The sequence below is a fragment of the Candidatus Tisiphia endosymbiont of Metellina segmentata genome, assembly GCF_964030715.1.
Classification (GTDB): domain Bacteria; phylum Pseudomonadota; class Alphaproteobacteria; order Rickettsiales; family Rickettsiaceae; genus Tisiphia.
Window position 1 is genome coordinate 329149 of the sequence record NZ_OZ034919.1, and the last position, 26388, is coordinate 355536.

General features: G+C 31.6%; 30 protein-coding genes, 4 tRNA genes and 1 pseudogene. 17 read left to right on the forward strand and 18 right to left on the reverse strand.

Features of this window, described 5'->3' with window-relative positions; translation table 11 throughout:
• Window positions 1-75 precede the first annotated feature (75 nt).
• From AAHM80_RS01865 to AAHM80_RS01890, 6 genes are all read left to right on the forward strand, one after another.
• Window positions 76-366: a SemiSWEET family transporter gene (locus AAHM80_RS01865; RefSeq protein ID WP_342260104.1), complete on the forward strand. Its 291-nt coding sequence runs from the start codon at window positions 76-78 to the stop codon at window positions 364-366.
• A 130-nt stretch (window positions 367-496) separates the two neighbouring features.
• Window positions 497-667 carry a 50S ribosomal protein L33 gene (rpmG, locus tag AAHM80_RS01870; protein ID WP_341747615.1) on the forward strand — a complete coding sequence of 57 codons (171 nt, stop codon included), beginning with the start codon at window positions 497-499 and terminating at the stop codon, window positions 665-667.
• 14 nt (window positions 668-681) lie between these two features.
• Window positions 682-1017 (forward strand): 30S ribosomal protein S16, encoded by a 336-nt coding sequence (rpsP, locus tag AAHM80_RS01875; protein ID WP_342260105.1) that lies wholly within the window; start codon window positions 682-684, stop codon window positions 1015-1017.
• 193 nt (window positions 1018-1210) lie between these two features.
• A tRNA-Thr gene (locus AAHM80_RS01880) sits at window positions 1211-1285 on the forward strand.
• A gap of 23 nt (window positions 1286-1308) precedes the next feature.
• Window positions 1309-3057, forward strand: coding sequence for an ABC transporter ATP-binding protein (locus AAHM80_RS01885; RefSeq protein ID WP_410521518.1), 1749 nt, complete (start codon window positions 1309-1311; stop codon window positions 3055-3057).
• 329 nt (window positions 3058-3386) lie between these two features.
• On the forward strand, window positions 3387-3542 hold the full coding sequence (locus AAHM80_RS01890) for a hypothetical protein (protein ID WP_342260107.1): 156 nt from the start codon (window positions 3387-3389) through the stop codon (window positions 3540-3542).
• Window positions 3543-3695: 153 nt separating this feature from the next.
• Here AAHM80_RS01890 and AAHM80_RS01895 read toward each other — a convergent pair whose 3' ends face one another.
• On the reverse strand, window positions 3696-3998 hold the full coding sequence (locus AAHM80_RS01895) for a MerR family transcriptional regulator (RefSeq protein ID WP_341751314.1): 303 nt from the start codon (window positions 3996-3998) through the stop codon (window positions 3696-3698).
• A 90-nt stretch (window positions 3999-4088) separates the two neighbouring features.
• On the opposite strand from AAHM80_RS01895, the gene AAHM80_RS01900 reads away from it, so the two are divergent.
• Window positions 4089-4346, forward strand: coding sequence for a palindromic element RPE1 domain-containing protein (locus AAHM80_RS01900; RefSeq protein WP_342260108.1), 258 nt, complete (start codon window positions 4089-4091; stop codon window positions 4344-4346).
• Here AAHM80_RS01900 and AAHM80_RS01905 read toward each other — a convergent pair.
• The 3 genes and pseudogenes from AAHM80_RS01905 to rpmF form a co-directional block, all read right to left on the reverse strand.
• Window positions 4327-4626: pseudogene (locus AAHM80_RS01905) on the reverse strand (HU family DNA-binding protein). The gene AAHM80_RS01900 and the pseudogene AAHM80_RS01905 overlap by 20 nt on opposite strands.
• Window positions 4620-5573: a beta-ketoacyl-ACP synthase III gene (locus AAHM80_RS01910; RefSeq protein WP_342260109.1), complete on the reverse strand. Its 954-nt coding sequence runs from the start codon at window positions 5571-5573 to the stop codon at window positions 4620-4622. The pseudogene AAHM80_RS01905 and the gene AAHM80_RS01910 overlap by 7 nt, the downstream one beginning before the upstream one ends.
• Window positions 5574-5579: 6 nt before the next feature.
• Window positions 5580-5780, reverse strand: a complete 201-nt coding sequence (rpmF, locus tag AAHM80_RS01915; RefSeq protein ID WP_342260110.1) for a 50S ribosomal protein L32 — start codon at window positions 5778-5780, stop codon at window positions 5580-5582.
• Window positions 5781-5888: 108 nt separating this feature from the next.
• On the opposite strand from rpmF, the gene AAHM80_RS01920 reads away from it, so the two are divergent.
• The 6 genes from AAHM80_RS01920 (at window position 5889) to AAHM80_RS01945 (ending at window position 10992) form a co-directional block, all read left to right on the forward strand.
• The gene (locus AAHM80_RS01920) at window positions 5889-6350 is read left to right on the forward strand and encodes an outer membrane protein assembly factor BamE (RefSeq protein ID WP_341747623.1); all 462 of its coding nucleotides are present in this window, start codon (window positions 5889-5891) and stop codon (window positions 6348-6350) included.
• A gap of 265 nt (window positions 6351-6615) precedes the next feature.
• Window positions 6616-6690 (forward strand) — tRNA-Glu (locus AAHM80_RS01925).
• Between the two features lie 329 nt (window positions 6691-7019).
• Window positions 7020-8297, forward strand: a complete 1278-nt coding sequence (locus AAHM80_RS01930) for an APC family permease (RefSeq protein ID WP_341748489.1) — start codon at window positions 7020-7022, stop codon at window positions 8295-8297.
• Between the two features lie 78 nt (window positions 8298-8375).
• A complete protein-coding gene (locus AAHM80_RS01935) occupies window positions 8376-9140 on the forward strand; it encodes a M23 family metallopeptidase (protein WP_410521507.1) in 765 nt (254 codons plus the stop codon).
• A 57-nt stretch (window positions 9141-9197) separates the two neighbouring features.
• A tRNA-Arg gene (locus AAHM80_RS01940) sits at window positions 9198-9274 on the forward strand.
• Window positions 9275-10011: 737 nt separating this feature from the next.
• The gene (locus tag AAHM80_RS01945; RefSeq protein WP_342260112.1) at window positions 10012-10992 is read left to right on the forward strand and encodes an MFS transporter; all 981 of its coding nucleotides are present in this window, start codon (window positions 10012-10014) and stop codon (window positions 10990-10992) included.
• On the opposite strand, the gene tnpA is transcribed toward AAHM80_RS01945, so the two are convergent.
• From tnpA to AAHM80_RS01970, 5 genes are all read right to left on the reverse strand, one after another.
• Window positions 10937-11368: an IS200/IS605 family transposase gene (gene tnpA / locus AAHM80_RS01950; RefSeq protein ID WP_342260113.1), complete on the reverse strand. Its 432-nt coding sequence runs from the start codon at window positions 11366-11368 to the stop codon at window positions 10937-10939. The two genes, AAHM80_RS01945 and tnpA, sit on opposite strands and share 56 nt — an antisense overlap.
• 851 nt (window positions 11369-12219) lie before the next feature.
• Window positions 12220-13080, reverse strand: coding sequence for a UDP-3-O-acyl-N-acetylglucosamine deacetylase (gene lpxC, locus AAHM80_RS01955; RefSeq protein WP_342260114.1), 861 nt, complete (start codon window positions 13078-13080; stop codon window positions 12220-12222).
• 229 nt (window positions 13081-13309) lie between these two features.
• Window positions 13310-13852, reverse strand: a complete 543-nt coding sequence (locus AAHM80_RS01960) for a septation protein A (protein WP_341751322.1) — start codon at window positions 13850-13852, stop codon at window positions 13310-13312.
• Window positions 13853-13860: 8 nt separating this feature from the next.
• Window positions 13861-14688 (reverse strand): FTR1 family protein, encoded by an 828-nt coding sequence (locus AAHM80_RS01965; RefSeq protein WP_341747632.1) that lies wholly within the window; start codon window positions 14686-14688, stop codon window positions 13861-13863.
• A gap of 16 nt (window positions 14689-14704) precedes the next feature.
• Complete coding sequence (locus tag AAHM80_RS01970) at window positions 14705-15079, reverse strand: cupredoxin domain-containing protein (RefSeq protein WP_342260115.1); 375 nt, start codon at window positions 15077-15079, stop codon at window positions 14705-14707.
• A 353-nt stretch (window positions 15080-15432) separates the two neighbouring features.
• Here AAHM80_RS01970 and AAHM80_RS01975 point away from each other — a divergent pair, with 353 nt between their 5' ends.
• The gene (locus tag AAHM80_RS01975; protein WP_342260116.1) at window positions 15433-15798 is read left to right on the forward strand and encodes a helix-turn-helix domain-containing protein; all 366 of its coding nucleotides are present in this window, start codon (window positions 15433-15435) and stop codon (window positions 15796-15798) included.
• Here AAHM80_RS01975 and AAHM80_RS01980 read toward each other — a convergent pair whose 3' ends face one another.
• The 8 genes from AAHM80_RS01980 to AAHM80_RS02015 all read right to left on the reverse strand — a co-directional run bounded on the left by AAHM80_RS01980 (window position 15799) and on the right by AAHM80_RS02015 (window position 21985).
• Window positions 15799-16359, reverse strand: a complete 561-nt coding sequence (locus AAHM80_RS01980; RefSeq protein WP_342259384.1) for an IS630 family transposase — start codon at window positions 16357-16359, stop codon at window positions 15799-15801. It lies immediately after the preceding gene.
• A complete protein-coding gene (locus AAHM80_RS01985; RefSeq protein WP_342259545.1) occupies window positions 16353-16853 on the reverse strand; it encodes a helix-turn-helix domain-containing protein in 501 nt (166 codons plus the stop codon). Before AAHM80_RS01985 ends, AAHM80_RS01980 begins: the two co-directional genes overlap by 7 nt.
• Before the next feature lie 47 nt (window positions 16854-16900).
• Entirely contained in the window at window positions 16901-17143 is a 243-nt protein-coding gene (locus AAHM80_RS01990) for a hypothetical protein (RefSeq protein WP_410521538.1), read from the reverse strand.
• Window positions 17109-17591, reverse strand: a complete 483-nt coding sequence (locus tag AAHM80_RS01995) for a hypothetical protein (RefSeq protein ID WP_342260117.1) — start codon at window positions 17589-17591, stop codon at window positions 17109-17111. The genes AAHM80_RS01990 and AAHM80_RS01995 overlap by 35 nt, the downstream gene beginning before the upstream one ends.
• The gene (locus tag AAHM80_RS02000; protein ID WP_342260118.1) at window positions 17588-18145 is read right to left on the reverse strand and encodes a TraE/TraK family type IV conjugative transfer system protein; all 558 of its coding nucleotides are present in this window, start codon (window positions 18143-18145) and stop codon (window positions 17588-17590) included. The genes AAHM80_RS01995 and AAHM80_RS02000 overlap by 4 nt, the downstream gene beginning before the upstream one ends.
• Window positions 18145-18453 (reverse strand): hypothetical protein, encoded by a 309-nt coding sequence (locus AAHM80_RS02005; RefSeq protein WP_342260119.1) that lies wholly within the window; start codon window positions 18451-18453, stop codon window positions 18145-18147. Before AAHM80_RS02005 ends, AAHM80_RS02000 begins: the two co-directional genes overlap by 1 nt.
• A gap of 762 nt (window positions 18454-19215) precedes the next feature.
• The gene (locus AAHM80_RS02010; RefSeq protein ID WP_342260120.1) at window positions 19216-20646 is read right to left on the reverse strand and encodes a deoxyribodipyrimidine photo-lyase; all 1431 of its coding nucleotides are present in this window, start codon (window positions 20644-20646) and stop codon (window positions 19216-19218) included.
• 172 nt (window positions 20647-20818) lie between these two features.
• Entirely contained in the window at window positions 20819-21985 is a 1167-nt protein-coding gene (locus tag AAHM80_RS02015; protein WP_342260397.1) for a tyrosine-type recombinase/integrase, read from the reverse strand.
• A gap of 327 nt (window positions 21986-22312) precedes the next feature.
• On the opposite strand from AAHM80_RS02015, the gene AAHM80_RS02020 reads away from it, so the two are divergent.
• Both AAHM80_RS02020 and AAHM80_RS02025 read left to right on the forward strand, forming a co-directional pair.
• Window positions 22313-22416, forward strand: a tRNA-Val gene (locus AAHM80_RS02020).
• A 139-nt stretch (window positions 22417-22555) separates the two neighbouring features.
• Complete coding sequence (locus AAHM80_RS02025) at window positions 22556-24256, forward strand: hypothetical protein (protein ID WP_342260121.1); 1701 nt, start codon at window positions 22556-22558, stop codon at window positions 24254-24256.
• A gap of 3 nt (window positions 24257-24259) precedes the next feature.
• Here the strand turns inward: AAHM80_RS02025 and AAHM80_RS02030 are convergent, their stop codons facing one another.
• On the reverse strand, window positions 24260-25060 hold the full coding sequence (locus tag AAHM80_RS02030; protein WP_342260122.1) for a Dam family site-specific DNA-(adenine-N6)-methyltransferase: 801 nt from the start codon (window positions 25058-25060) through the stop codon (window positions 24260-24262).
• Between the two features lie 388 nt (window positions 25061-25448).
• Here AAHM80_RS02030 and AAHM80_RS02035 point away from each other — a divergent pair, with 388 nt between their 5' ends.
• Window positions 25449-26360, forward strand: a complete 912-nt coding sequence (locus tag AAHM80_RS02035) for a sensor histidine kinase (RefSeq protein ID WP_342260123.1) — start codon at window positions 25449-25451, stop codon at window positions 26358-26360.
• Window positions 26361-26388: the final 28 nt, after the last annotated feature.

Sequence of the window (26388 nt, forward strand, 5' to 3'; positions counted from 1 at the left end):
AGTTTTGGATTAAAATTTTTAATTTTAATCCAAAACTGAGGTTATTTAGGTTCTAATAGTTAAATAGGTGCATATATGGCATATACAGAGAAAACAAAAAATAAACTAATTATTTTTTTTGATAGGTATATGATACTTGCTGGTACAATGGGACAACATTTGTTTTATACTCAGGCCTATAAAATTTTTACTACTAAGAGTGCAGATGATTTATCTCTTGATGGTTTTCTTGTGATAATTATTGTTACTTTGAGTTGGTTAATTTATGGTATAATCCACCATAACATTACAATCATTGTTGCTCAAATAGTTGGATTAGTAGGAATGATAATGGTGGTGATTGGTATATTGCTTTATGCTTCTTGAACTCGGTCTTGGGATAAATTAAGGACGATAAACAGTTGAACAACCGTTATTTTACTCTTGACTATTTTCCAGCTTACTTTATTATGACCAACAGTTTATTTTATAAATAATACAAAAAGGTCTGATAGTTGTGGCTAAAAAAAATAAGAATGTTTTGGTAAGACTTGTTAGTACAGCTGGTACAGGGTATTTTTTGGTAAAGAAACGCAACCCTAAAACTCAAACTGAGAAGTTATCATTTAAGAAGTATGATCCTGTAGTCAGGAAGCATGTTCCTTTTAAAGAAGAAAAGATTAAATAGTGAAATAGAGGTATATGGCAACAAAAATTCGTTTGGCAAGAGGTGGGGCAAAGAAGCGTCCTCATTATAGAGTAGTTGTAGCTAATGCAACAGCTCCTAGGGATGGTGATTTTCTGGAGAAAGTAGGTACTTATGACCCAATGCTTGTCAGAGGTGATGCAAATCGTGTGGTTCTAAAATCTGATCGTATAGAATATTGGTTAAGTACGGGGGCTCAGCCTACAGATCGTGTTGCTAGGTTTATTGAGGAAGCCGGTATATTACTTCCGGCATCAATCAAAAAGAAAATGGAAGTTAAAATTAAGAATCGTAAAATAAAACCTTCTAAGAAAGAGTCAAAAAAAGCTTAAGGTGGATTTCCCCTCTGAGGGGGAGGTCATTCGAGCTGCGGCAGGAATATAAAACACCCAAATCGATGTCATTTTCGTGTAGGCGGGAATCCATAATATCTAATAACCTTTGTAGGCTATTTTTTGGATTTCAGCTTTCGCGAAGATGACAACAACCTTAATAGGTGCTTGACTTTAGAGCTTTTTCTTATTTGCCGGATTAGCTCAGTGGTAGAGCAACCGCCTTGTAAGCGGTAGGTCGTCAGTTCAAATCCGACATCCGGCACCAGCTATTTAATAATTATGTTTACAATACATAAGACAATTCCTTATAGATTTATTAGTTACTTAAAGCTCTATAAATTAGATCTAGCAATTGTTATGTTGGCCTTATTATGTGTGTCAATTTCGTTGCTAGCAATAGGTAGTAGTTTTAGACAGTTAATTGATAATGGTCTAAAAACACATTATCTGCAATCAATTGATCAATCGATATTATATATTACTATTTTAATAGTAATTTTTAGTATAGGTAGTTTTTTCCGTTCTTATTTCATTAATAATATTGCTGAAAAAATTGTGAGTACAATTAGGCAAGAAGCTTACAGTAATATAATTAATTTTGATATTGCTTGTTTTGAAGAGCTAAAAATTGGTGATATCATCTCCCGCCTGACTATAGATATAGAACTTATCTCCAAGTTGATTATCAATTTTCTCTCTTTCTTTGTTCGTAACTCAATAATGCTAATTGGTGGAATTATATTGATGTTCTTTCAGAGCCCTAAACTCGCTGTGATTGTCATTACCATTATACCATTATTATTGTTACCACTAATGAAATTTGGCAAATATGTAAGAAATTTATCAAAAAATGCTCTCAAGTCGCAAGCCAATATTGCAGCTAATTTAGAAGAAACTGTATCAAATATTTGCACGATACAAGCTTTTAATCAGCAGGCAAATAAAATAGCTGATTTCAATAGGAAAATTTCTGATTATTTAAAGTATACGGCAGATCGCTTAAAAATCCGTTCTATATTTTTCGCGATAGCTATTTCAGTTATACTATTCTCTATCACTATAGTTATATGGGTAGGTAGCAGAGATATAGTACATGGCGATTTATCATCAGGTCAGATGATATCATTTATTTATTACGCTATAATCGCCGGTATGAGCAGCGGGGGTATTTTTGAGCTTCTAAGTGAGGTACATTCATCTCTTATAGCTTCAGAAAGGGTTTTTGCTCTTATAGATTATTCTTCCAAAAATAATCAACACACCAATATCCAAATATGTGATTATCAAGATAATAAGACTTCTAGGATTATAGAGTTTGAAAATGTAAGCTTTATATATCCATCAAGATTAGATAGTTTAGTTATAGATGATCTGTCATTTAAAATAGATAGAGGTAAATTTATTGGTATAGTTGGCAGATCAGGTGCTGGTAAAAGTACCATGATGCAGTTAATGTTAAAATTTTATTTTCCTAAAAAAGGAATTATTAGAATTGCCAAGCAAGATATATCAGAGACTAATGACCAGCAGATAAGGCGTATGATTGCCTATGTCCCACAGGATTCAAGTATTTTCTCTGGTACGATTAGGTCAAATATTGTTTTTGCTAAACCAGATGCTAGTGAAGAAGAAATAATAAAAGTAGCTAATTATACCGGAATAATGGATTTTGTTCAAAATCTTCAAGAAGGACTAGATACCGAAATTGGTGAGAAGGGCATTAAATTATCTGGAGGACAGAAACAACGAATAGCTATTAGTAGGGCAATTCTATATAACCCAGAAATTTTACTTCTAGATGAAGCAATGAGTGCTTTAGATAGCGAGAGTGAACAAAAATTACTAGATAGATTACAAAAAATAATGAAAGACAAAACTATATTATCTATCGCTCATCGTATTTCAAGTATAGAGCAGGCTGACGAAATTTTGGTAATTGATCATGGACGGTTAATTGCAAGGGATACTCACGCTAAACTGCTTGAGAAATGTGAAATTTATAAAATAATTTGCACAGAACAGTCAATAAACTTGTAAAAATATGAATAGAGAGTTCGTTAAAACTGGCTAGAATAATTTAAGTTCTTCAGAAAAATGCATTCTTGAAGCGGCTGGCACGAATGCATTTTAATCTATTATCGCTAGGCGTCAACCCGATTTAAGCCTGATTGTTTACATTCTTATTCCAATTTTGGATTAATTTCATTAATCAGAAATTGAGGTTTAGAATAAATATGTTAACCAAAATGACACAGAGTTATTACATTAATAATATATTTTTATAATAAAGGGTAATTCTACCTATTTTGACTTGAATATTATACAGTTTAAGCTAGAATCACCAATACAAAAAAATGAGGTTTATTATGAAAAATTTATTAACTATTCTTCTAACTTTAGCTTTCTCTATTTCTGCTTTTGCTGCAGCGACTCCTGAGAAAAATCCGCAGCAAGACGAAGTGAACGTGGATGAAAACAACATGAACAAGAAAGACCCGAAGAAAGAAGAAGTGAAAAAATAAATCCCTGTTTTCTAAAGCTGGTGTGGAGTTTTTCTATGCCAGCTTTTTTGTAATATGATTATTAATCGTATTCAGTCTTTTCAAGGCTTTTCTTTGGCAATTCATACAGAGTATTCCTATTTAAGTGCAATTCTATGTAAGAATTATTAATTTTTATCTAGAAATAATTCGCTGGATAGTCAACGATAAGTCATAAAAATTTTTGATCAGGCAATCAATTTTATTTATTTGATTATGGGATAGCTTTGAGATAATAGGCTGCGATTCTATTGGTATATTCTTGGTTGTCATATAGGTTTTCAAATATTCAATATCTTGTCTTGTATAATATCGTCTGTTACGTATCTTATGTATAGTTAGATTTGGTAGTAGCCGCTCTAGATATCTTAGCTGGTGAGAGTGAATATTTAGAAGTTTTGTTACTTCACTAATGGAGTAATATTTCTTATTCTGCATTTTTAATAGACCTCTTGCATAATTCTACTGTTGCTGGCAATTTAAAAGTCATAGGAAAAATAGCTTGGCATCATTGCGAGAAGGCACTTTGTGGCGACGAAGCAATCTAATAGACCTCTTTCGAAACTCGCTTGTGCTGAGGGATTTGAAGGAGACGCGGAACGCAGAACCGCAGCGTACTCTAATGTACGTGAGGATTCGAGTACCGCATCGACGTACAAATCACCAGCAGAAGTAGAGTTTCGAAAGAAGTCTAATGAATGTGGATTGCCACTACACTCACATGGTCTTCTAATAACGTCTTGTACTTTTATGCAATTTTTAAATGCTATACGTAAGGTGAATTAATTAATAATTTTAACTTTTTAGCTGGTATAAAACGCATTACCTCTTTTTTTGGAATTATCACTATCTCTTTTGTATGAAAATTTATGCCAGGCCTAGGTTTTTTTGTGCTAGTACAAAAGCTTCCAAAACCTGCTAACGTCAATCTTTGATTGCTTGCCATTTGCTAAATATTCTTAAATATTTGATCGACTATTTCCTCGCATATAATACTTGATAGCCCTAGCTTAGATTTTAATATGTGAGCAATTTTCTCTCTAGTAATAGTCTTAGTTGTTACCATCTGATTAAAACCGATCCCCAAGTTATTCCAGCACCGATAGCTGTAAAAAGGAGTATATCACCTTTTTTGATATTAGCATAAGATTTAAGAGAAGCAAGAGCCAAAGGGATTGAAGCAGCAGAACAATTGGCATGCTGCACAACCGTTTTTACTACTTTACTTGGATTAATTTTTAGTCGCTCTATAACTGCATCTATAATCCTTATATTTGCCTGATGTGGAATAAAATAATTAACATCATCTATGGTAAAATTATTATTATGTAATATGTCTTCAGCTGATTTGCTCATTTTTTCTACTGCATGCCTAAAAACTTCCCGTCCTTTCATTTTTATTTTACCGCTTTTGCCATCTGTACTTACACCACCATCAGTGTAAAGAATATCAAAATAACGACCATCCGAGTAAATATTACTATCTATTATACCAGAACTATCCTCACTATATTGCAGAATTACAGTACCAGCACCATCACCGAATAAGACGCAAGTAGTTCTATCGCTCCAATCTAGTAGAGACGACATTTTTTCAGCACCAACCAGTAATATTGTTCTATATTTTCTAGATTCAATCAAAGAGTCAGCAACATGTAAACCATATACAAAACCCGAACATACCGCTTGGAGATCAAATGAAGGTACATTATTAAGCCCAAGATAACCTTGTAACTTAGAAGCTATAGAAGGAAAACTATTATCTGGAGTGGTGCTGCAGGTAATTATTAAATCTATAGATGATGCCTTTAATCCAGCATCATCTAGAGCATTCTGACTGGCTTTAAGAGCTAAATGTGAAGTGTATTCATCATTCCCGGCAATGTGCCTTTGTAATATACCTGTCCTTGAGCGAATCCATTCATCGTTGGTATCAACCGATAATGATAATTCTGCATTGCTAACAATACGTTCCGGCAAATATGCACCACACCCAAGAATTTTACAAGCCATACTGGTTTATGCTACTTCTTCATCTTTTGCTTCTTTCTTCACAATAACTTGACGACCATTATATGTGCCATCAGCTAAAGATATATGATGAGGAAGTTTATATTCTCCTGTTTGAGAATCTACTACTACATTAATCTTACCAAGTGCAAGATGAGAGCGTCTCATATTACGTCTTGATTTTGATGTTTTCTTCTTTGGAACTGCCATATAGCCTCTTAAAAATTATACTTAATTTGTGAAAAAGTGTTTGTCAAATCGATGAAGCAGTATATTATACTTCCATTGCAAAATCTAGGTATTTCAAACATAAATTTTATGAAATTTTTTATAATTCGGACTTTTCTTGTTTCATCAATATTCTTTACATTATGTAGTTGTCAAACTATAGAATCAAGAGGGCAGTATGTGGATGATAATTTATTACCTACGCTTGAGGAGAGGAGGCTTAGTAAGTCCGAGGTAAAAGATTTAATTGGCACACCAACAATTATACCTGACTATACACCGAATACTTGGTATTATATTCAACGTTCTTTAGCTAGGAGAGCATGGTTTAAACCAAAAGTGATTGAACAAAGAATAGTAAGAATTACTTTTAATAAAAATGATATAATTGAAGAAGTTTTAGTACTTAATGACTCACATAAAGAAGATATAATGTTAATTAAAGAATATACTAAAACTTATGGTACAGAATTAAATGGACTACAAAAGTTTGTAAAAAATATTGGTAGGTTTAATAAAACTACCGACGGAAAAAATAAGAAGAAACGATAAAATCATACTTGCAATATTTCATAGATACTGTATAAACTAGAACGCTCTGATTCTGAGAATATTAGATAATCTGAGAATGTTTTAGTTGCATGTTGATATCTTAGTTAAAAATATGTTATCCCTGCGAAGGTAGCGGGATCTATAATATCTAATAGTCTTTTAGGCTATTTTTTTAGATTCCGCTACCTACGTGGGAATGAACATTAAGGCTATCACCATTGCTATGGCTAAAACCTTCTCTGTTTAGCTATACCAAAGAGTTTATGGCCCCTTCGTCTAGTGGTTAGGACGTTACCCTTTCACGGTGAAAACACGGGTTCGAGTCCCGTAGGGGTCACCAGTATCTTTATGTGGTAAAAATGATGTCATCCTTGCGTAGACTTTGTCAACGTGGATCACTAGTATGTCATTCTTAGCAATGATGGAAATCTATAATATCTAATAGCCTTTGCAGGCTATTTTTTGGATTCCCGCTTTTAGCTAGGAATGACCTACTCATGATCTACGCCGGCAAAGCTATATGCGGTCGTAAGAAACAACAATATAATTGTCGAATGTAATATATTGCTTGCAAAAACTTGAAAATTGATAGATCAGTTTTCAAGTTTTTATTTTTTTATGTAAAGTTTATGATTACTACATCTTAAGGATTATATGTCACAAGATTACATGTCACAAAAGCTTGGTTTTTGGTCAGTTTTGGGTTTAGTTATTGGTAGCCAACTTGGCACTGCTATTTTGATATTACCAGCAGGTTTAGCCCCATTTGGTATTTTTAGTTTAGTTGGATGGATAGTATCTTCCTGTGGTGCCATAATAATAGCACTTTTATTTGGTATACTTTGTGCACGATTTCCACAAACAGGTGGACCTCATGTTTATTTAAAGCAGGCATTTGGCAATGATGTAGCATTCTTCACTGGCTGGACTTATTGGATTATTTCATGGGTTAGTACAGCTGTAGTAGTTATTTCAGCTGTTACATATTTAACACCTTTAATTGGTGTGCATAATAGTTTTATATGCTTAATTCTGCAAATATTATTGTTATTTGCTGTTATGTTACTAAATTTTAAAGGTATAGGAGTAGCGGGGCGTGCTGAATTTATACTAGCAATGTTAAAATTTATTCCATTAATAATAATACCAGTTGTAGCATTATATCAGTTTGATAGTAATAATTTTGTTATGGATAAGAGAATAACTAATTTAACTTTTTCTCAAATTCTTGGTGAAGTAACGTTACTGACATTTTGGGGATTTATTGGTGTAGAGTCAGCAACTGCTCAAGCTGGTTCAGTAATTAACCCATCAAAAACAATACCAAGAGCAATAGTAATGGGTACACTCTGTGTGGCTATTTTATACCTTATTAATAGTATTGGAATAATTGGTTTAATTCCACGAGAAGATTTGATACATTCTAACGCCCCTTATGTAGATGCTACTCAAATAATTTTTAGCGGTCAGTGGCATCTACTTATTTCTTTGCTTGCTTCAATTATTTGCATTGGAACGTTAAATGCTTGGGTATTAATCAGCGGACAAATTGCTTTAGGATTAGCACAAGACGGTTTAATGCCATCTTTTTTTGCTAAGAAAAATAAAAATGGAGCTCCAATTTGGAGTTTGTTTGTAAGTTGCATTGGAATATTATTATTATTGATTAGTACAACAAATGAAGATTTGTCAGAACAAGTTACCGCAATAATTAGTTTTTCAGTTATCTCTTTTTTATTTGTATATCTAGCCTGTAGTGTAGCTTTTTTAAAATTACTGCTAGCAAAGTTAGAAGAATCTTCACTATATAAATGGTTAATTGCTTTCGGATCAATTGCTTTTTGCCTATGGATTATTTGTGAGACACCATTAAAGGTCATAATACCAGCTATCTCATTTATATTAAGCGGAGTACCGGTTTATTTTCTTTGGTATAAAAGGCAATAAATGCTTAAATTTTGTATATTGTTGTTAACTACACTATTATTACAAGGATGTAGCTCCTCATCTACCAACAAGACGCTTTTGACTATTACTACTCAGCAATTACAAAAAGATCATAAACTAAATCACGGCACTTTAATTATACAATATAATTTAGCAGCACTAAGTAAAAATAACTGCATCTATGCAAAAGATTTTGGTCTTATTATTAATAATAGCCAATATAATAAGGTTTTTTTACAAAAATTTAAAGCCAGCTGTGCTGAGAATATTAATAACCAAGCAATGATCCGGTCAACCAAAATTAAGGACTTGCTACTAAAATTAAATTGTAAGTATAAGTTCTTATCCCAAGAAGAATTACGGCTTGTTCAAAAAGCTAGTAATAAAAATAGTTCCCATAATATTAATGAACTAGCACAATTAGACAAGCTAACTGCTACTATTCCTATAATGTTACCACAATATAAAGTGAAGGTTACCAGTCATTATGGCATACGCAAACACCCTAGGAAAAAACAAAAGAAATTCCACTGTGGGACAGACTTAAAAGGCTATAGTAAATCTCCTATTTATGCCTCTGCTGATGGAATAATTACTACCATAAGGCGAGAACGTGCTTATGGAAATTTGATAGAAATAAAATATTCAAATAAATTTATCACCAAATATGCTCACTTGAGAAAAATACATGTAAAAGAAGGAGATATGGTTATAAAAGGTCAAATGATTGGGCTTCAAGGGAATAGTGGCAATAGTACTGGAGAACATTTACATTTTGAGGTTTGGCTTAATAATAAACATGTCAATCCTTTTGATTTTGTGTCACACGCTTGTAACTGTTGAAAATTTTGCTATAATAGACCTCTTGTCTAATGATTAATCTTCAAAAACAGTAAAAAAGAAGCCGTAGCTCAGCAGGATAGAGCGAGCGATTCCTAATCGCTAGGTCGGAGGTTCGAATCCCCCCGGCTTCGCCAAATAAATGTAGTAAATTCCCTACATTTCCATATTTTTTTCTAATATTTTAGAACAATTAGATTTAGTTTAACAATTTAATTTAATAACTGTAATTTATTTAGGTAGTATATATGCAAAACAATTCATTTACTTTTACTAAAGAGGCTATAGACAAAATTACTCCTCCTGCATTTACAAGAGATAATAAAGGCAAAGTTATTCGTCCTGAAATTGTACAACATGTTTACATATTTAAAATTATCAAATATTTTCTGCAATACCCTAACTACAGCCTCCTGTTTCCACGCTTCAATTTCTTCATTAGACCTTATATCTTAAGAATGTGTTATAAGTAATTAAAGAGGGTGACTTGAATAGACCTTGACTAAAATAGTCGCTAAGAGAATAAGTACCCTCTTTAATTACTTATAACACATTCTTAAGATATAAGGTCTATTAAACAAAGGTCTATCTAATAAAGCAAGGCTTACCCCTTGTGCAAAATAAATTAATTTCTGCAATTTTAGTTGAGTTATAGTATCTCCAGCTTCTCTATCTACTAAAACCAAGAAGTAATTAGCTTTATCAAAGCAGCTTAATATTCTTTTCTATTACGTGCATAGTTCTATTTTTTTATCTAATTACTTTTATAACACACATTTGTTATTATTAACATACTATTAGTAAGAAATTCATTTTAACTTAAATATTAATAATGTTAAGATATACTAAAAATTAGTATGCAAAGGGTATAACTATGGATGAAATTATTCAATCAAAGGTAATACTTACTCAGACTCATCTAACAACAGAGCAAAAATATACTACAGGTTTACTTTTAATAGGTACATTTTTAGAGTATTTTGATCTGATGCTGTATATTCATTTAGCAATTCTGTTAAATGATCTATTTTTTCCTAAGACTGATCCACACGCTGCTTCACTCCTAGCTGCTTTAACTTTTTGTTTGACCTATATATTTAGACCTGTTGGTGCTTTGATTTTTGGTTATATAGGAGATAATGTTGGTTATAAAGCAACAATCATTATAACAACGTTTATAATGGCTATTTCATGTATTACTATAGCTAATTTACCTGTTTATGATCAAATAGGTATTGTCTCTACTTGGATAATTATAATATGTCGGATTCTTCAAGGTATATCTTCCGTAGGAGAGATAATAGGTGTTGAACTATATCTGACTGAAATGACCAAACCACCTATCCAATATCCAATTGTAGCGTTAGTTTCAGTTTGTACTATCATAGGAGGAATATTTGCACTTGGTTTAGCATCTTTTAGTACGTCATTTGGAATTAGTTGGCGTCTAGCTTTTTGGGCAGGTGCAACAATAGCCATTGTTGGGACAATGGCTAGGACGATGCTGAAAGAAACACCAAAATTTCTAAGACAAAAATCAGTAGTGGATAATTCTATTGGGCCGACAAAATTTAACATGACAACAATGTTAGCTTACTTCGTGATACAGTGTGGATGGCCTATATGCTTCTATTTTGCTTATATCCATTGTAGTAGCATTTTAAAAAACTCTTGTGGTTATTCGCCGGAGGCAGTAATTCATCATAATTTTCTTCTTGTAATGCTATCTTTAGTCAGAACGCCCTCGCAAAGCGAGGGGCTTGACGGTTATGAGCAGCCCAAAGGGCTGCCATTGTTAATTAAAATTCTCCTGATTCGTCAGAGCCTAAACTATCAAGTTGCTCTTGATTCTTAATGTAGTGTTTGATCTGATTCTCTTCAAATCCTACAGTTGAGACCGCATAACCTCTAGCCCACAACTTTTCTCCATTAAAATTACGTTTTCGTCCACCAAACTGCCTAGCAACGGCTATAGCACTTTTCCCCTTGATATAGCCTATTACTTCAGCTACAGAATATTTAGAAGGAATCTTGATGAGCATATGCACATGATCTTGTACCATATGCCCCTCTATGATCTTTCTCCCACGTTGAAAAGCTAACTCATGGAATACGTTCCCAAGATATTTTCTAACCTTCCCGTACAATTCTTTTTTACGACACTTTGGAATAAACACAATATGATATTTGCAATCCCATTTAGAATGATTTAAACTTTCGTATGTTGTCATATATTTTCTCCTTTGACCGTCAAGCCAAAGAAGTTATATATGATAACTTTTTATTTTATACTAAATCTAAAGGCCAAGCCTTGATGGTCTCACTAGTCAAACTAGTGGCTTACCTATCATTGAGTTATAAAATATACCCATTAATAATTCTTAAGGTAAGACTAGCGATATTCTGTATTTTTATTGTTAGTTGTCCTTATTTACTAGACCATTATAAAACCCCAATTGTCATATTTCTAATCCAATTAATGACGGGGCTATTTGGTATCTGTACCATGCCAGCGGATACAATTTTTTTCCGGCATATTCCTATTTTTAGACGATGTACTTACGTTAGTTTGTCTTTCGCTTTATCGCGTACTTTAATCTATATTATTGCTTCTTTTGGTCTTGTATATCTAATAGAATATTTTGGTAATTATGGGTTATTATTTCTCATGATCCCAATAACCCTAGGGTTTGCTTTTGGCATCTATCACTTTGAAAAGTTAGAGAAGCAAGCTGGTTTTATTAATCCATAGACCTTACGCATAATTTTTCTAAGATATCGGGTATCTTGTAACGTGTTAAGCGTTTCTACTATTTTTCTCATATAAACCTCTTATTATCTGAATACTAGTTTCGAGAGGTAATTTTGTGGTCACAATCCCTCTACCATAGCTAGTTAAAAAAAAGAGACCTATTATAGCACTAAATTATGACCTTATCCCGAATTGACATAATACCGATACTAGAGTTAACGATAGCTGCACATAAGGCGTATAAATATCCCCTCTTTAAATTATTCGAGTATACTGCAAAAACTTGAAGAGTTGGTAAACCAATTTTCAAGTTTTTGGGTAAAAAATAACCTAAATTTCTCTAGCACTAACCCATTGATAGGAGCTGCGATCACTAAACACTTGTCGTAAGAATTGGTTATTCAGAGCATGACTAGTTTTATAACCCGTGATGTCAGCTATTAGATGACCTCCTGTAGTATATAAATCTCCGAACAGATCGAGAAGTTTATGCCGTACAAATTCATCTTTATATCTAAGTCCATCGTGGTTTATTATAATATCTTGATCTATACCTATAGCGTTATCGAGAGATGCACCACGTGCTAAGCCCTTGCTTTTTAAATATTCAAGTTCATGGATAAATCCAAAAGTTCTAGCATCAGCAATGTTATTCTTGAAAGACTCATTCTCTGAGAAGACTAAATTTTGCTTGCCAATAGCTTTGCTAGCAAAATCTATTGTCATATCAACTGTCATGCTATGAGCAGGGTTAGCTAATAACTCGCAATCTCTGTGAATTGCCCTAATTTCTTTTAAGATTTTTAGGTATTTCTTTGGAGCATTTTGTAATTGTCTACCAGCACATTCTATCATAAAGACGAATGGTTTACTGCTACCATCCATTATCGGGATTTCAGGACCATCGATTTCAATTATTAAATTATCGATTCCACATCCCCAAAGAGCTGCCATTAAATGTTCTATAGTTGAAACATAAATATTATGTTCATTTTTTATGGTAGTAGATAAAGAAGTTTCTGAAACATTTAAACAACTAGCTTGAATAAAATTTATCTCTTGCCTTACATCAGTTCTGACAAAAACAATACCGGTATTTTCTACAGCTGGTCTTAAAGTCATCTGAGTAATGTTACCGGAATGAACGCCTACACCATAACAACTTACTGGGTTTAGTATTGATACTTGCATTGGTTAATTTTGCTAACATTTTAGAAATTCAACTTATTTTAATGCCTTAAACAATTACATGCAAGTTACATTATGTTACAAAATATTTCATCAATCTATATACTGCTCGTAAATGAAGAGTTGATAGACGATAGAATTAAAATCATGGTAGTAGTGTGACTAGTTGTACGTGAGCATGCGAATCCATGATATTTTCAAAAAACAATTCGTAGGAACAGAAGAGTATACCTTACTCTGTTGAATCTGGAAGTCTGTTCTTCAGTATAAAAGGTAGTTGTAGTAAAAAGAAAATGATCGTTATAGGTATTGCTCCAAATATTTTAAATATAACCCATGTAGATTCTGCAAAATTACGCCATATTATTTCATTTAACACTGCCATAAACAGTAAAAAACCAGCAGATCTATAGCTTAAAATATTCCAGTTCTTATCTTCAAGTTGGACAAAATGATTAAACATATATTTCAAAAAGGCCTTATTTCTTATGGCACTGATAAAAAATGTACTACTAAAAATTACATATAGAATAGTTGGTTTGATTTTGATATACATAGAGTTACCACTAATCAAAACTATACTAGCTGAGACTAACAACACTCCAGAAGATACTAAGGAGGATTTGGAAACTTTGCCTTCTATAAGATAACACAGACTAATACAAATAATTGAAGTAATAAGTATATATAACGTCGCACTTTGTATACTACCGCCATAAAAATAGCCAATAAAAAAAGCTATAAGCGGAGCAACTTCTGATAAAAAATTAATCATAAATAGTTTTATTTCTCTGTTACTACTTTTGTGTGTCTGATTTTTATTTGTATTAAGATATTAATTAAACCTAGAGTACAAACATAAAAAACAACTTGTAATCCGTTAGGTCTAGCAATATATCCAGTAATCATTTTTAGGAATTTACCATAGATACTTCTGTCAGAAATGAGCCAAGAGCTATCCCAAAGCTGGTCGGATAAAATAGTAATAATCCCTGAAGAACTCAATATACCAGCAGCTTCTGCTGCAAAACCACTAGCAACAAGCATTAATAAAATGGAAGATATACGAAATATATATTGTTGATTTACTATTTTTATTAAACCTAAATAGATAATGATACCCAAAGTTAGGCCACTGACTATACCAATAATTAATCCTAATAGATAGCTATTACTGTCAATAATTTCGACTGAAGAAATACTATAAACTAATATAATAATTTCCATTCCTTCTCGAAGAATAGTTGCCGCAACAATCAGTACTAGCATTATATAACTACTATCACCGCTACTAATTTTTACAGACAAATCATTAAGATTTTGTTTTATCTTAATACCATAACCTTGCATCCATACTATAGTCCAACCAATTAATGCAACTGTTAACAAAATAACTCCAGAGTTAAATATCTCATCACCTAGACCACTAAATGCTACGGTTATACTACGAGTAAAGAAAGCAAATAACGCAGCAGAAACTGTACCAAGCATGACTCCAGCAATTATATAAATTCTAGATTTTTCTAATTGTTTTGTCACAGCAAGTATTACACCAAGCAACAAAGCTATTTCTAGGCATTCCCTGAATACCACTAATGCTATTTTAAACATCTAAACCTAAATAAATTTAATTAATAATGAGAGACCCTTGTGCTGTCTCTTGATGAAAGTCTCCAAAAAAATCATATTTACCCGGGGCTAAAGGGGCAAGGATGATATTTATAGAGTCATTTGGCATAATAATCTTTTCACGGTGCAGATCATGACTCTCAAACTCTTCTACTGTACTATCTTGGTTGTGGATAGTAAAACGAATCTTCTTACCACTTTCTACTCTAATAATATTTGGCTCAAATCTATGATTCTTTATAACCGTTACAATTTCTACTATATTAGTATCTACATCATTCTTAGATGTGCTTTTATGATTAATTGCAAAAATTATTACACCTACCACTAGAATAATACCTCCAAAAAATTGAAGGATAGTTTTTTTTTCCATAGTTTTAACTTGAAAGCTTTATTAAAGTTACAAAATACACCAATACAATCATAGCTACAAGCATATATAATAGAGTGTAGTTTTTTTGTTTTTTATGATCCTTCATTTTTTTGGGTAAATTCATAAGCACCCTCCCTATATTATACAATATATTAGATTTCCACTAAGTCATCAAGAATCAAATATTTTTTATAACAATACTTTGTTTCTCCTCTAACCAATTAATGATTAAACTGAACAAGATTCTAGAATTAGCTAGCTAACTCTGATAGTTTGTACAATAAGTAATTATACCAATTGCAATAATTAACGCAGTGGTGTAAAATGGGTTTTTAACTGATAAAGGTACTCAAATGGCTAGGTTAATATTACCGCAAGGTTTTCATGGTCATGATTTTATAAAAATGATGAAACATGAGCCGCATGGTCGAAATCGTATACGTTTATTGGCGATGTATTACCTTCAATTAGGCAAATCTTTTAAAGCCATATCTGAAATAGTGAAGTCACACTGGAAAACTGTGCAATCATGGCTCAGAAGATTTAGGAATCATGGTTTTGAAGGATTATTTGAATCACAAAGAAGCGGTGCCCCTAGGAAGATTAACACTATACAAGAGTCTGCTCTTTTTGATAAAATCAATACGCTCAGTGAAAGTAAAACTGGTGGGTATATAACTGGAAAGGAGCTACATATCATGTTATACCAATTGCAATAATTAACACGGTGTATTTATCCAGTCTCTATACATAATTGATTTTACTAAATCTACATTATGAGCAAATTGATTCCAAGCGTAACAAGCCATAGTGACGATATCTTCATATACACCATAACATTGGTTAGACAAGAAATGATTTTTGATCCATTCCCAAACTTGTTCCATTGCATTAAGTTCCGGTGCATAGGGCGGAAGCGGTATCAAAGTGATATTGCTTGGCACAGTTAGTTTTTTGGCTGTGTGCCAACCTGCATTATCCGTTAGTAAAGCTATATGTCGGTTGCCTTGAATACTGCGAGAAAGGTCTTCTAAGAATTTATTCATTGCCTGTGTATTTGCATATGGTAAAATTAATGCAAAAGCTTCTCCTGTATCATGGCAAGCAGCTCCATAAATATATGTTGAAATGAATTGCTGTTGCCGAACTTTACGGGGTCTAGTGCCACGCTTAGCCCATATACGAGTTAAGCTACCTTGTTGCCCAACTCGAGTTTCATCCTGAGACCATATATCAACTTTACATCTATCGATATTTTTTGGTAATAATTCTGTTAGCATGTCTGGGAAGTTTTTTTATATGTATTTTGAGTCTCTTGATTTGACTTTGGATGCATTGAACGAGAAGTAATCCAGCTAAAACCAAGGCGGTGCATAGTATTGTAGACTGTTTTTAAAGTACATTTAGCACCATATTCCTCAAGTAACATGATATGTAGCTCCTTTCCAGTTATATACCCACCAGTTTTACTTTCACTGAGCGTATTGATTTTATCAAAAAGAGTAGACTCTTGTATAGTGTTAATCTTCCTAGGGGCACCGCTTCTTTGTGATTCAAATAATCCTTCAAAACCATGATTCCTAAATCTTCTGAGCCATGATTGCACAGTTTTCCAGTGTGACTTCACTATTTCAGATATGGCTTTAAAAGATTTGCCTAATTGAAGGTAATACATCGCCAATAAACGTATACGATTTCGACCATGCGGCTCATGTTTCATCATTTTTATAAAATCATGACCATGAAAACCTTGCGGTAATATTAACCTAGCCATTTGAGTACCTTTATCAGGTAAAAACCCATTTTACACCACTGCGTTAATTATTGCAATTGGTATAAGATAGTTGCACCAGATATTCCTATTGTCTTAAGTTTACCGGTAGAAAGCCCGCCAATTCTATCTAGTTCACCTTCTAAAGTATTAGCAAATGATATTTCAGCTAATAAAATATTTACACAAAAGATAATTGATAATGCTATAAACATTGAGCTAATTAAACCAATATGCTGCTTATTAACAGATTGCTTATTATTTGTTACTTTTATATTTTCCTTTATAATCATTGTTATTCTCTTGTTTTTCATTAATTGACATTGTTTTAACTATATCTTGCTCTAAATTAAATTTAATCAATCTTATAGGAGATGGATTTTTATTAGTAAAACGTAATAATAAATCCTGTATTGTACCATTTTCCCCTATTAGAGTTAAATAAACCTTATCCTTACCTTGTTGAGGTAAAATAAACAGACACCCACAATCATCAACTACTATTTCCGCTGCTTCTTGAGGATGAATGAAAATATTATTGATTTTCTCTCCTTCAATATTAATTCTAGTTGGAGCGTCTTTAGCTATCTGTAACTCTAACAAAGAATCATTATGTAACATGTAACCTACAGCATAAGCATTATTAAACCAAAAATTTGACAATAATAGCATTACAGAAAATACCAGATATTGCTTAATCCTTGACTTGACTACTATAGTATTTTGCTTGTTGACAGTCATATTTCTCTTTGATTAGTTTCTTCCTTAATACCAGTAAGCAATAACAAGTAATTAGTACCTCGCTTGTAAGTTAAAAGATAACTCTTATCAGCTGCAATATGCTTGTTATCACCAAACCAATAACGAAATGTCCCTTGAATTAATACTCCATCATCAGTTATTTTCACTTTTTTTGGAAAAAAAACAGAAGATACATTAGAGCCTTTAACAAATTGTAAATGTTCTTGAAAAAATTTTTCTAACTGCTCTGTACTACTAGAGACTACCTTCATATCAGCTATCTGTCTTTCTACCTCTTCTGGTGAAGTGGTAAATAAGCCTTTCATCACAAATATTGCCCATTCCTGCAAGTAAGTTTCATGATAATTTTTTGATGATACTATCATTCGACGATCTGGCTCTATTGCCGGAATTAACACCCACTTCTCTTCTTTGCTTATTAGCTTAATTGTTGCAAGTAAACTAGTAATTGCCAATAACACAGTTACTAATAATAAATGTTTGTTATATTTAACTAGTTGCTGAATTGATGATTGTTTGAATAACTGCTCCATTATTTCCCTACTATTTTACCAAGTAATAGAGGGTAACAGGCAGGAGCAGGTAACCACTTCTTGGCTACTAGAAAGCTTTTTAGCAAAAAATATTCTGAAACTTTTTTAAATTTCTTAAATGCATAACATAAAGCAATACCAACTATCATACCTACTAATCCTAGTTTAGCATTACCACTATTAAGTAATACTATACCAGGCACTACACCTAATAACATTACTGCCCACTCATCTAAACTTAAGCCCATGTATTTTAATGGCTTTGATAATGACCAATATAATCTTTGATTTTGATTCAAATTTTGCATAAGATTATTTACAATACTAACAAGCTTTATATTTTGGTAATTCTCTTTGTAGTTGTAACTAACCTAATGAATTAGGCTACAAGATAAAGAGCAAACTATTTTACTAAAGTTCTCTAACAACTGAGACATTAATAGTTTTATTGTCATTTTGCCAATGAATCATTTAGACTAATATAAGAAATTCTGCAGCTAATATAAAACTGCGATAATCGGTAGACATACTCTGTTTATTGAGCTATTAATTATTGATTAATCTAGTTAGATTTGTTAATGTATAATAATATCTAATAATGATTAGTAATATTATGTTTACAAGTGATATAGAATTAAAAATGGAGTGTTTGAAACTGGCAATTCAATCCAATTGCAGTTGTGATGCAGTAGATGTGGCAACACACTATTATAATTTCCTCATAGGGCAAAATGGTAATATAACATTTACACTACCTTTCACTAATAAAATTAATTTTAATTAAGATTATATTATTATTGATTAGTAATCTTTTTTGTTAATATTTTATCCTTTTTGTAATATAGGTTGCTTTAAAAATTTAAATAGTACATTTACTATATCTAGTTTATTAATTCTTTTTTTCAGTGATAGTTATAATTTCATTAATGGCTTTTCCTATCCTAGTAGCATACGCTTCTCATTCTGTAATAGGGTAAGTTCACAGCATTATGTTAATTTCTTTGTCATGTACTGTTTTTAGCTCATATTTTGATCTTAAATCTTAGTGTTGAAAGAAGCTTAATATACTATTAAACTTTTATTGCTTTGAATACTTCAATAGCTTTTGCTCTTGATAACCCATAATCAACTATTGGTTTTGGGTAGTTATCATACATTGTATGGAAATTTATATTGTGGATGGTGTGCGGTGGGGCATTCTTTAAGGTAGGTAGATATTTCTTGATATATTCAGCGTCCGGGTCAAAACTTTTTCCTTGAGTATAAGGGTTAAATATACGGAAATAAGGCTGTGCATCAGTACCGCATGAGCTTACCCACTGCCATCCACCGACATTTGAAGATAATTCGTAATCCATCAGATATTGAGCAAAAAACTCTTCACCTTTTCGCCAATCTAAAAGCAAATTCTTGCTAAAGAAACTAGCAACAATCATTCTTGCCCTATTATGCATCCAGCCGTCGCAAAGCAATTGCTTAACTGCAGCATCTATTATAGGGTAACCGGTTTCGGCATTAATAAATTTATCCAAATATTCTTTGTTATTATTCCAAGCTATTTTATTCCTATATTTTTCAAGGAACTCTTCATTAACTGTACCTGGAAAATAATATAAAATAGTTGCATAAAACTCTCGCCAAATTAATTCATTAATCCATGTTATACTGCCAGGATTTGAAATAGCATTAAAGGCTTGACGGTAACATTCTCTTATAGATATAAGCCCAAATCTCAGATAAGGCGAGATAGTACTTGTGCCGTTAAGATATAAAAAATCTCGATTAGTTTTATAATTATTTATTCTATTTGTAATAAATTTATTTAATATATTTTGAGCATTGTTAGGCTGCCAAAGCTCATCTTCTTTATAAACATAACCGATCTGTTTTAAAACTTCGCTTTCACCTTTATTTAGATCGATAATTGTTAGTTCTATATCTTGCAGCGTATATAATTTATCCCCTAAGTTATAACTATACTGCGTTAATAATTTATTATGTGCTAAGCTTCCATTATCTGCTATAAACTTGCGAAAAACATGCATATAAGGAGTATATACTTTATAAGGCTTACTTTCTTTAGTTAAAACTTTATCAGGTCTTATTAATAAGTGATCACAATATAAATGGAGCGTGCAGTTATCACTTAATAACTTCTCTATTTTCTTATCACGTTTTATATTGCTTGGTTCATAATCTTCGTCAGCGTAGATATCTTCAATTTTTAAACTACTTGCGATTTTTGGTATAATTTCTACAGGATCACCGTAAAATACTAAAAGCTTTCCTTTTAGCTTTTTTAATTCATCATTAATTAGACAAAGAGCATTTACTAAAAAGGAAAGCCTTCTATCATGAGGATTTTTAAACCTTTCTAAGATTGTAGTATCAAAAATAAAAATGGGTAGGATTTTTCCGGAATTACGAATTGCGGCTGCGAATGATTTATTATCATGCAGCCGTAAATTACGCCGCAACCAAACTATCGAAACTTTATCCATAAATGCAAGTTAATTTAATTCTTGTTTAATTAATTCTTTTAGCTTTTCTTTAGCAGCATTTTTAGCACGAATACTTTAACACCTATAATTAGTGAAATAACTATATTACGGATATTTCAAGATTTTTTAGCTAATTTTACTTTATTCTCAAACATAAAATCCGAAACTCCCATCATTGTTGTACTTTCGGGATCATCGCATCAATCGCCCTTTGCATGTATTTGCGAGCAGTATCATTGGCAAGTCTAGCATAAACTGCAGTTGATCTTGGATCCATATGATTAAGTAGTTGCCCAATTACATACTGATTTGCTCCGGTCATTGCCATCCAACTTGGAACTGTTCTTCTTAAATCATGAATCCTTAAATTTTCTATACCAGCTTTTTGACAAATCCTACTCCACGCTTTCTTTGGTTCTTGTAAATGACCACTACTGCTGGTCTCACTTGGAAATACCCAACTGCTAGTAGATTGCTCTTTTCGTGCTTTTAATATTTCTAATGCTTGATCTAATAAAGGTAAAGAATGAGGCTTGCCATTTTTAGTTTCTGGAAGATATAATTGTTTGTCAGTAAAACTTACTTGTTCCCATTTCATAGTAAGCAAATTATCTTTACGAACTGATGTATATAAAGCTATTAAGAAAAAATCTTTCATTACTTCATTTTTCTCTTTTGCTATTGCTGCAAAAAACTGTGGTATTTCTTCTCTAGTTAAATAACGGTCTCTAGATTGTTCCTGATGCTTTGTTATCCCAATAGCTGGATTTACCTTAATCAATTCCCATTCTATTGCTTTATTAAATACAGGTTTTAATATTTCAAGAAACCTGTTAGCTCCATATTTACCAGTTTTCGTCAATTTATTAAATAATTCTTGAATATCTGCTTTTTGAATGGTTGATATTTTTCTATTATATAAATGTTTTGCATATCTATCTACAGAAGCAGCATAATCTTTCCATCTTTTATTATTAATTTTACTGTATTCATCAAGGTATCTAGCATAAAACTCTTTAAAGTTAGGCTCTTTAGATAATCTAGCTTTTTCTTCTATAGGATTATATCCTTGGGCAATTTTCCCTTTTAACTCAGATGCTTTGAGTCTTGCATCAATAATAGATAGATAAGGAAATACTCCTATTTTGATTCTATGATACTTTTTACTAAGTACCACTCCTAAATAAAATATTTTACTACCACCGTATGAGATGATTAGCAATAATCCTTTTTCTTTGGTATCTTTATATATATCTCGCTTTGCTTCTGGAGCTTTTATTGCTTGAAGTATCTCTTTAGTAAACAGTAATGATCTAACTGGCATAATATTACCTATTATAGCTTAACTGAAATATATATTTAAAACTGTAGTATGTTTTAATTGTAATAGCAAATTCTATATCAAATATAATTACAATGAACTTATTATTACTTTTACAATACAAACAACTAATAATTGTAATTATTGATTCATAAATTCAAATGGTCTAAGTAAATGGCAAGGTAAAAATTGATCATAAAATTTGACTCACTATATGCTCATTATATCCATATCCTATTTTAAAATTTCTAATATTTTTTTAAGATTGACAAATTATTATAACTCTACTACAGTTAAGCTATAATTTTTGGCACCCAAGAAAAGTACTATGAACATTAGGGTTATGGGCTATAAATTAGTGTATAAGAAAAAAGCAAAAAAGCAGGGTGAAATCGACTTTTACATTGACATCGTAAAGGTCAGAGGTTCGAATCCTCTATCGCCCACCACCATATCTCCAAGCTTTTCATAATATACCAATTTTACCTACATACTCCGTATGCTCACTATATGCTCATCGCGTTTTTAAAAATAGTACTATAATTGTCTTCAATACCTCTTCTAAACTGATGTTTAAGTTGAGGTCTTATGCTCACTATATGCTCATCGCATTTTACTAATGATTGTGCAACGCATAATTTTGATGATCAAAATTCAATCATTTTCTATAATTTTGTTGGTAATTTTATCCCACCTGAATGGAATAATCTCTCATCTCATAACGGAAAAATATTAAGTAAAACTGCAAGGCAGCTTCTATCTCTAATAGTTTTTCGCTTACAAATCTATCATAATAATAGCATTGATGAACTTAAGGAAACCTATCATTTCTTTCAAGAAAACTTAAGTGTTTGTCAAGAACGTGTAAGACAATGCCTACTTGAGTTGCAAAAAAGTGGCTTTATTAAAGTTTATAACGCAACAGTAATCAAATATGGCATTAAGTGTCGTAATACTCCTTGTATTAAACTTGCTAAAAATTTCCAGCCTGCTTCTAATAAAATACCATCTAAAAATGAAAAAATTTTTGCTTCAACTCCAAAAAACTTTGGGGTCAACCCCAAAGAATTTTTGCCTCAACCCCAAAAAAGTTTGGACCACTCTATATATATAGATAATAATAAAGATATATCTAATAAATCTAGATATAACAAATCTGAAATTTTAAAAAATGAAATAAATCAAATTGATAATAACCAACAATTACCACAACAAAATCTTGAACAAAAATTATCAGATGAACTACAAGTAGTTGATAATACTAAAGCATCTACTGAAAATCCTATTACAACTGCTTTGCCACTCAGTACAACACTACAAAAAGTTGTTCAAAAAGTTTCACACAAACATCAGGCACCAGTAGCATCAAATTGCTCTAATAATTCAGTTATGCCAGTTATAAAACATAAAAATAGCTGGTTCAGAAGAAAAGGATTAGCTGATTTCTATCCTCTAACTCAAGAAGATGCTGATTTATTGCAGCTTAAATCAAATCGAGAATTTAACTTAGACTTTATCAACAAGTTGCTATTAAAGCTAGCTGAGGAATATTCAAATCATCATTTTGGTCATAAGAAAGTGCTTTTGAACTATATGGCTAAAGCCTTAAGCCATGAACTACGAGAAACTACTAAAGTTAATTCTAGCAATTTCCAATTTAAATCTAGTGATGAGAATAAAGCTAAAGAGCAGTACTTACAGAAGATAGAATATAGTACTAATAATAGCCAGCAAGCCCAATTAAAACGTAAAATTTCTGGTGCTTTTGATACTGATACAGCTTATCAGTTGTTAACTTCTTGTACATTTGGTAAAGTTTTAGGGGATCAATTTCAGTTCAAATTGTTAAAAGATATTGCCTTATCAGAACATATTAAAACTAAAATATTACAGCAAGTACAAATGGTGTATGGTAATAAAATAACAACGTTACAAATTATACCATACAAGCAATCTATATCAGCAACACAAGAAAATAATATTAAAGATGAAAATAATGCTTATTTGCTTGAACTAGCTAAGCAATTAAATCCTGATTCATTATGGTATAAAGCTAGAAAATTTTTAATTGAACGATACAATAAATATATTGATATCGCTACCTTTAGTACATTAATAGTGGTACAAGAAGATAACATCAATAAAAAAGTAATTCTCAAGTCTACTTCAGCTTTTTATGATTATTACATTAGAAATCGTCACATGCAAGACCTAAAAACTGCTTTTCAAGCTCAAAACTGTAGTTTTGAATTAATTGGCTGGAATGATAATTACAAGATTACTACTTAAAAATTAGTAATTTGTAACAATTACTTCATCAGAAGTTTTTCTTGTTTGGGGCATAGAATAGGTAACCTTGATAATATTAATATTAAAATCTTTGTACAAGCTTCTAATAAAAGGAGTATCACTATTAGAAATTATAAACTTAACATCTTTATTATCTAGTTCCTTAGCAAAATCTCTTAGTCTCATTTGTTCTTGTTCATCAAATGGCAATCTAGTATAAAATTTCTCACCAGATTTGTGATAAGGTGGATCGAAATAGACAAAGTCATTTTTCTGAGGCTCAATAAAAGAAAAATCTATAGCACAAATAGATGTACTAGATAATAAACTACTACATTGTTGCAATCTACTAGTAATATCAGATTTATGGTAGTTTCTACCAGAGAAGCTTTGAACTGGATCACCATTGATATTGATACGATATATTCCTTTAAAGGAATATCTATTAAGATAGATAAATCTTGCAGTAATTTCATTAGGATTGTTACTATTATTATCACTTCTGACTTGATAATAATATTCTTTGCAATGGTTTGCTTGATGTAAATCAAGTAACTTACTTATTTCTTTTGGATTCTTTTTAACCGCATTATAAGACGTTACTAAGTCAAGATTAATATCAGATAGATAGCATTTATTAAACATATATTTTACTTGAAAGAACAAAGCCCCACCTCCAAGGAAGGGCTCATAATAATTATTTACTCCTGAAGGAATATAGTTAATTAATTTATCAACAATTTTTCTTTTACCACCCACCCATTGTAAGAATGGTTGGGGTTTACTTAAGTTTTGTACTGACATGATTTATTATTTATCTTTAATTTTTCTACTAAAGATTATATCAGAAAATAGGCTTAAATGCCAGCAAAACAGCATAGTCAAAGGGATTTTAGTGTTTATTATAGCATCATTTAGTGTTATTTTTATCTATGTATAATTGATAAAAAATAGGGCTAACAAATATTATATTTTAAGTCTGTCTCATTTATGCAGCTTTTTGTCATATTATAAAAAAATCTGGCAAAAAGGCTCTTAAATCCTCTGTACTTCCAAGAATTGTGGTGATATCTCTCTTGGTTAAGAGCTGTATGGTGCAACTCTAGTTCAGAGGTTAAGTTAAAAACTACAACATCTTATCACCTTAACCTCTGAGCTGTCTTTTTTTTAACTTCAACAGCAAGGAAATGTTATGATAAGTAATCACACAAATCAACAAAAAGATAACAATAAAGTTAAAAATATGGTGCAGCAAGCTTGGACATTGCAATTATCTCCCATATCTGTCACATTAATGCCATCTGACCAAGAATACAGTTTTATAGATAAGGATCAAGAATTAGCACTAGAATTACAAAAAGCAAAGCATTCACTAAAAGAATCTAATCTATTTAAGATAGATTTAATTAAAAATATTAGTAATAAATTAGATATATCATGTAATGCAATGCTCTCTGAGCTACTGACACTTTATGGAGTAGAAACAGATAGTAACAAGAAAGATACCTTATCTAATATTGTTATCGATTATGCTAAAGGACTACTTGATTATTCTCATAATCTAGTAAATTTTTTACAACAAGATACTAAATTAGTTCCCATAGATTTACAAGCTTTTGATCTAGAGCAATTAGTCAATGACACTATTAATAAAATTATAACAGAAGCTAAGGCTAAAGGTTTAGATCTTTTTTATAATTTGCAGTACAATATAGCAAAGATTATTATTGGTGATAGTTACTGGATATCGGTAATATTAGAACAATTAGTAGCTAATTCAGTTAAATTTACTGAAAAAGGCAAAGTTATTGTGACAGTAAATCTATTTCCTACTACTATAGCTGAAGATAATAAAGAGATGATGCTACAACTTATTATTCATGATACAGGTATTGGCATATCTGAAGAAATACAGCAATATATTAGAAGTAAGGATACTGAATTTAATTTTGCAACTGGATATAAACGATTAAATTTAGGACTGACCTTTGTTAAAAGGTTGATCGATGAAATGCATGGAGATATTCACGTTGAAAGTGAAGAGGGTAAGAGTACGACTGTTACATGTGATATACCAGTAACATTGCCTATATATCATCAATAATCACTAAGCAATTTAAGGTTTTGTAAAT

Coding starts and splice junctions, on each gene's coding strand:
- AAHM80_RS01920 (WP_341747623.1), top strand. CDS start 5,889: ATGAAATTTTTTATAATTCGGACTTTTCTTGTTTCATCAATATTCTTT.
- AAHM80_RS01865 (WP_342260104.1), top strand. CDS start 76: ATGGCATATACAGAGAAAACAAAAAATAAACTAATTATTTTTTTTGAT.
- AAHM80_RS01945 (WP_342260112.1), top strand. CDS start 10,012: ATGGATGAAATTATTCAATCAAAGGTAATACTTACTCAGACTCATCTA.
- AAHM80_RS02030 (WP_342260122.1), bottom strand. CDS start 25,060: ATGTCAGTACAAAACTTAAGTAAACCCCAACCATTCTTACAATGGGTG.
- AAHM80_RS02025 (WP_342260121.1), top strand. CDS start 22,556: ATGCTCACTATATGCTCATCGCATTTTACTAATGATTGTGCAACGCAT.
- AAHM80_RS01895 (WP_341751314.1), bottom strand. CDS start 3,998: ATGCAGAATAAGAAATATTACTCCATTAGTGAAGTAACAAAACTTCTA.
- AAHM80_RS01965 (WP_341747632.1), bottom strand. CDS start 14,688: ATGTTTAAAATAGCATTAGTGGTATTCAGGGAATGCCTAGAAATAGCT.
- AAHM80_RS02010 (WP_342260120.1), bottom strand. CDS start 20,646: ATGGATAAAGTTTCGATAGTTTGGTTGCGGCGTAATTTACGGCTGCAT.
- AAHM80_RS02000 (WP_342260118.1), bottom strand. CDS start 18,145: ATGGAGCAGTTATTCAAACAATCATCAATTCAGCAACTAGTTAAATAT.
- AAHM80_RS01995 (WP_342260117.1), bottom strand. CDS start 17,591: ATGACTGTCAACAAGCAAAATACTATAGTAGTCAAGTCAAGGATTAAG.
- AAHM80_RS01970 (WP_342260115.1), bottom strand. CDS start 15,079: ATGGAAAAAAAAACTATCCTTCAATTTTTTGGAGGTATTATTCTAGTG.
- AAHM80_RS01985 (WP_342259545.1), bottom strand. CDS start 16,853: ATGGCTAGGTTAATATTACCGCAAGGTTTTCATGGTCATGATTTTATA.
- rpmF (WP_342260110.1), bottom strand. CDS start 5,780: ATGGCAGTTCCAAAGAAGAAAACATCAAAATCAAGACGTAATATGAGA.
- AAHM80_RS01890 (WP_342260107.1), top strand. CDS start 3,387: ATGAAAAATTTATTAACTATTCTTCTAACTTTAGCTTTCTCTATTTCT.
- AAHM80_RS02035 (WP_342260123.1), top strand. CDS start 25,449: ATGATAAGTAATCACACAAATCAACAAAAAGATAACAATAAAGTTAAA.
- AAHM80_RS01930 (WP_341748489.1), top strand. CDS start 7,020: ATGTCACAAAAGCTTGGTTTTTGGTCAGTTTTGGGTTTAGTTATTGGT.
- AAHM80_RS02005 (WP_342260119.1), bottom strand. CDS start 18,453: ATGCAAAATTTGAATCAAAATCAAAGATTATATTGGTCATTATCAAAG.
- AAHM80_RS01990 (WP_410521538.1), bottom strand. CDS start 17,143: ATGATTATAAAGGAAAATATAAAAGTAACAAATAATAAGCAATCTGTT.
- AAHM80_RS01975 (WP_342260116.1), top strand. CDS start 15,433: ATGGCTAGGTTAATATTACCGCAAGGTTTTCATGGTCATGATTTTATA.
- AAHM80_RS01910 (WP_342260109.1), bottom strand. CDS start 5,573: ATGGCTTGTAAAATTCTTGGGTGTGGTGCATATTTGCCGGAACGTATT.
- tnpA (WP_342260113.1), bottom strand. CDS start 11,368: ATGACAACATACGAAAGTTTAAATCATTCTAAATGGGATTGCAAATAT.
- rpsP (WP_342260105.1), top strand. CDS start 682: ATGGCAACAAAAATTCGTTTGGCAAGAGGTGGGGCAAAGAAGCGTCCT.
- AAHM80_RS01980 (WP_342259384.1), bottom strand. CDS start 16,359: ATGCTAACAGAATTATTACCAAAAAATATCGATAGATGTAAAGTTGAT.
- lpxC (WP_342260114.1), bottom strand. CDS start 13,080: ATGCAAGTATCAATACTAAACCCAGTAAGTTGTTATGGTGTAGGCGTT.
- AAHM80_RS01960 (WP_341751322.1), bottom strand. CDS start 13,852: ATGATTAATTTTTTATCAGAAGTTGCTCCGCTTATAGCTTTTTTTATT.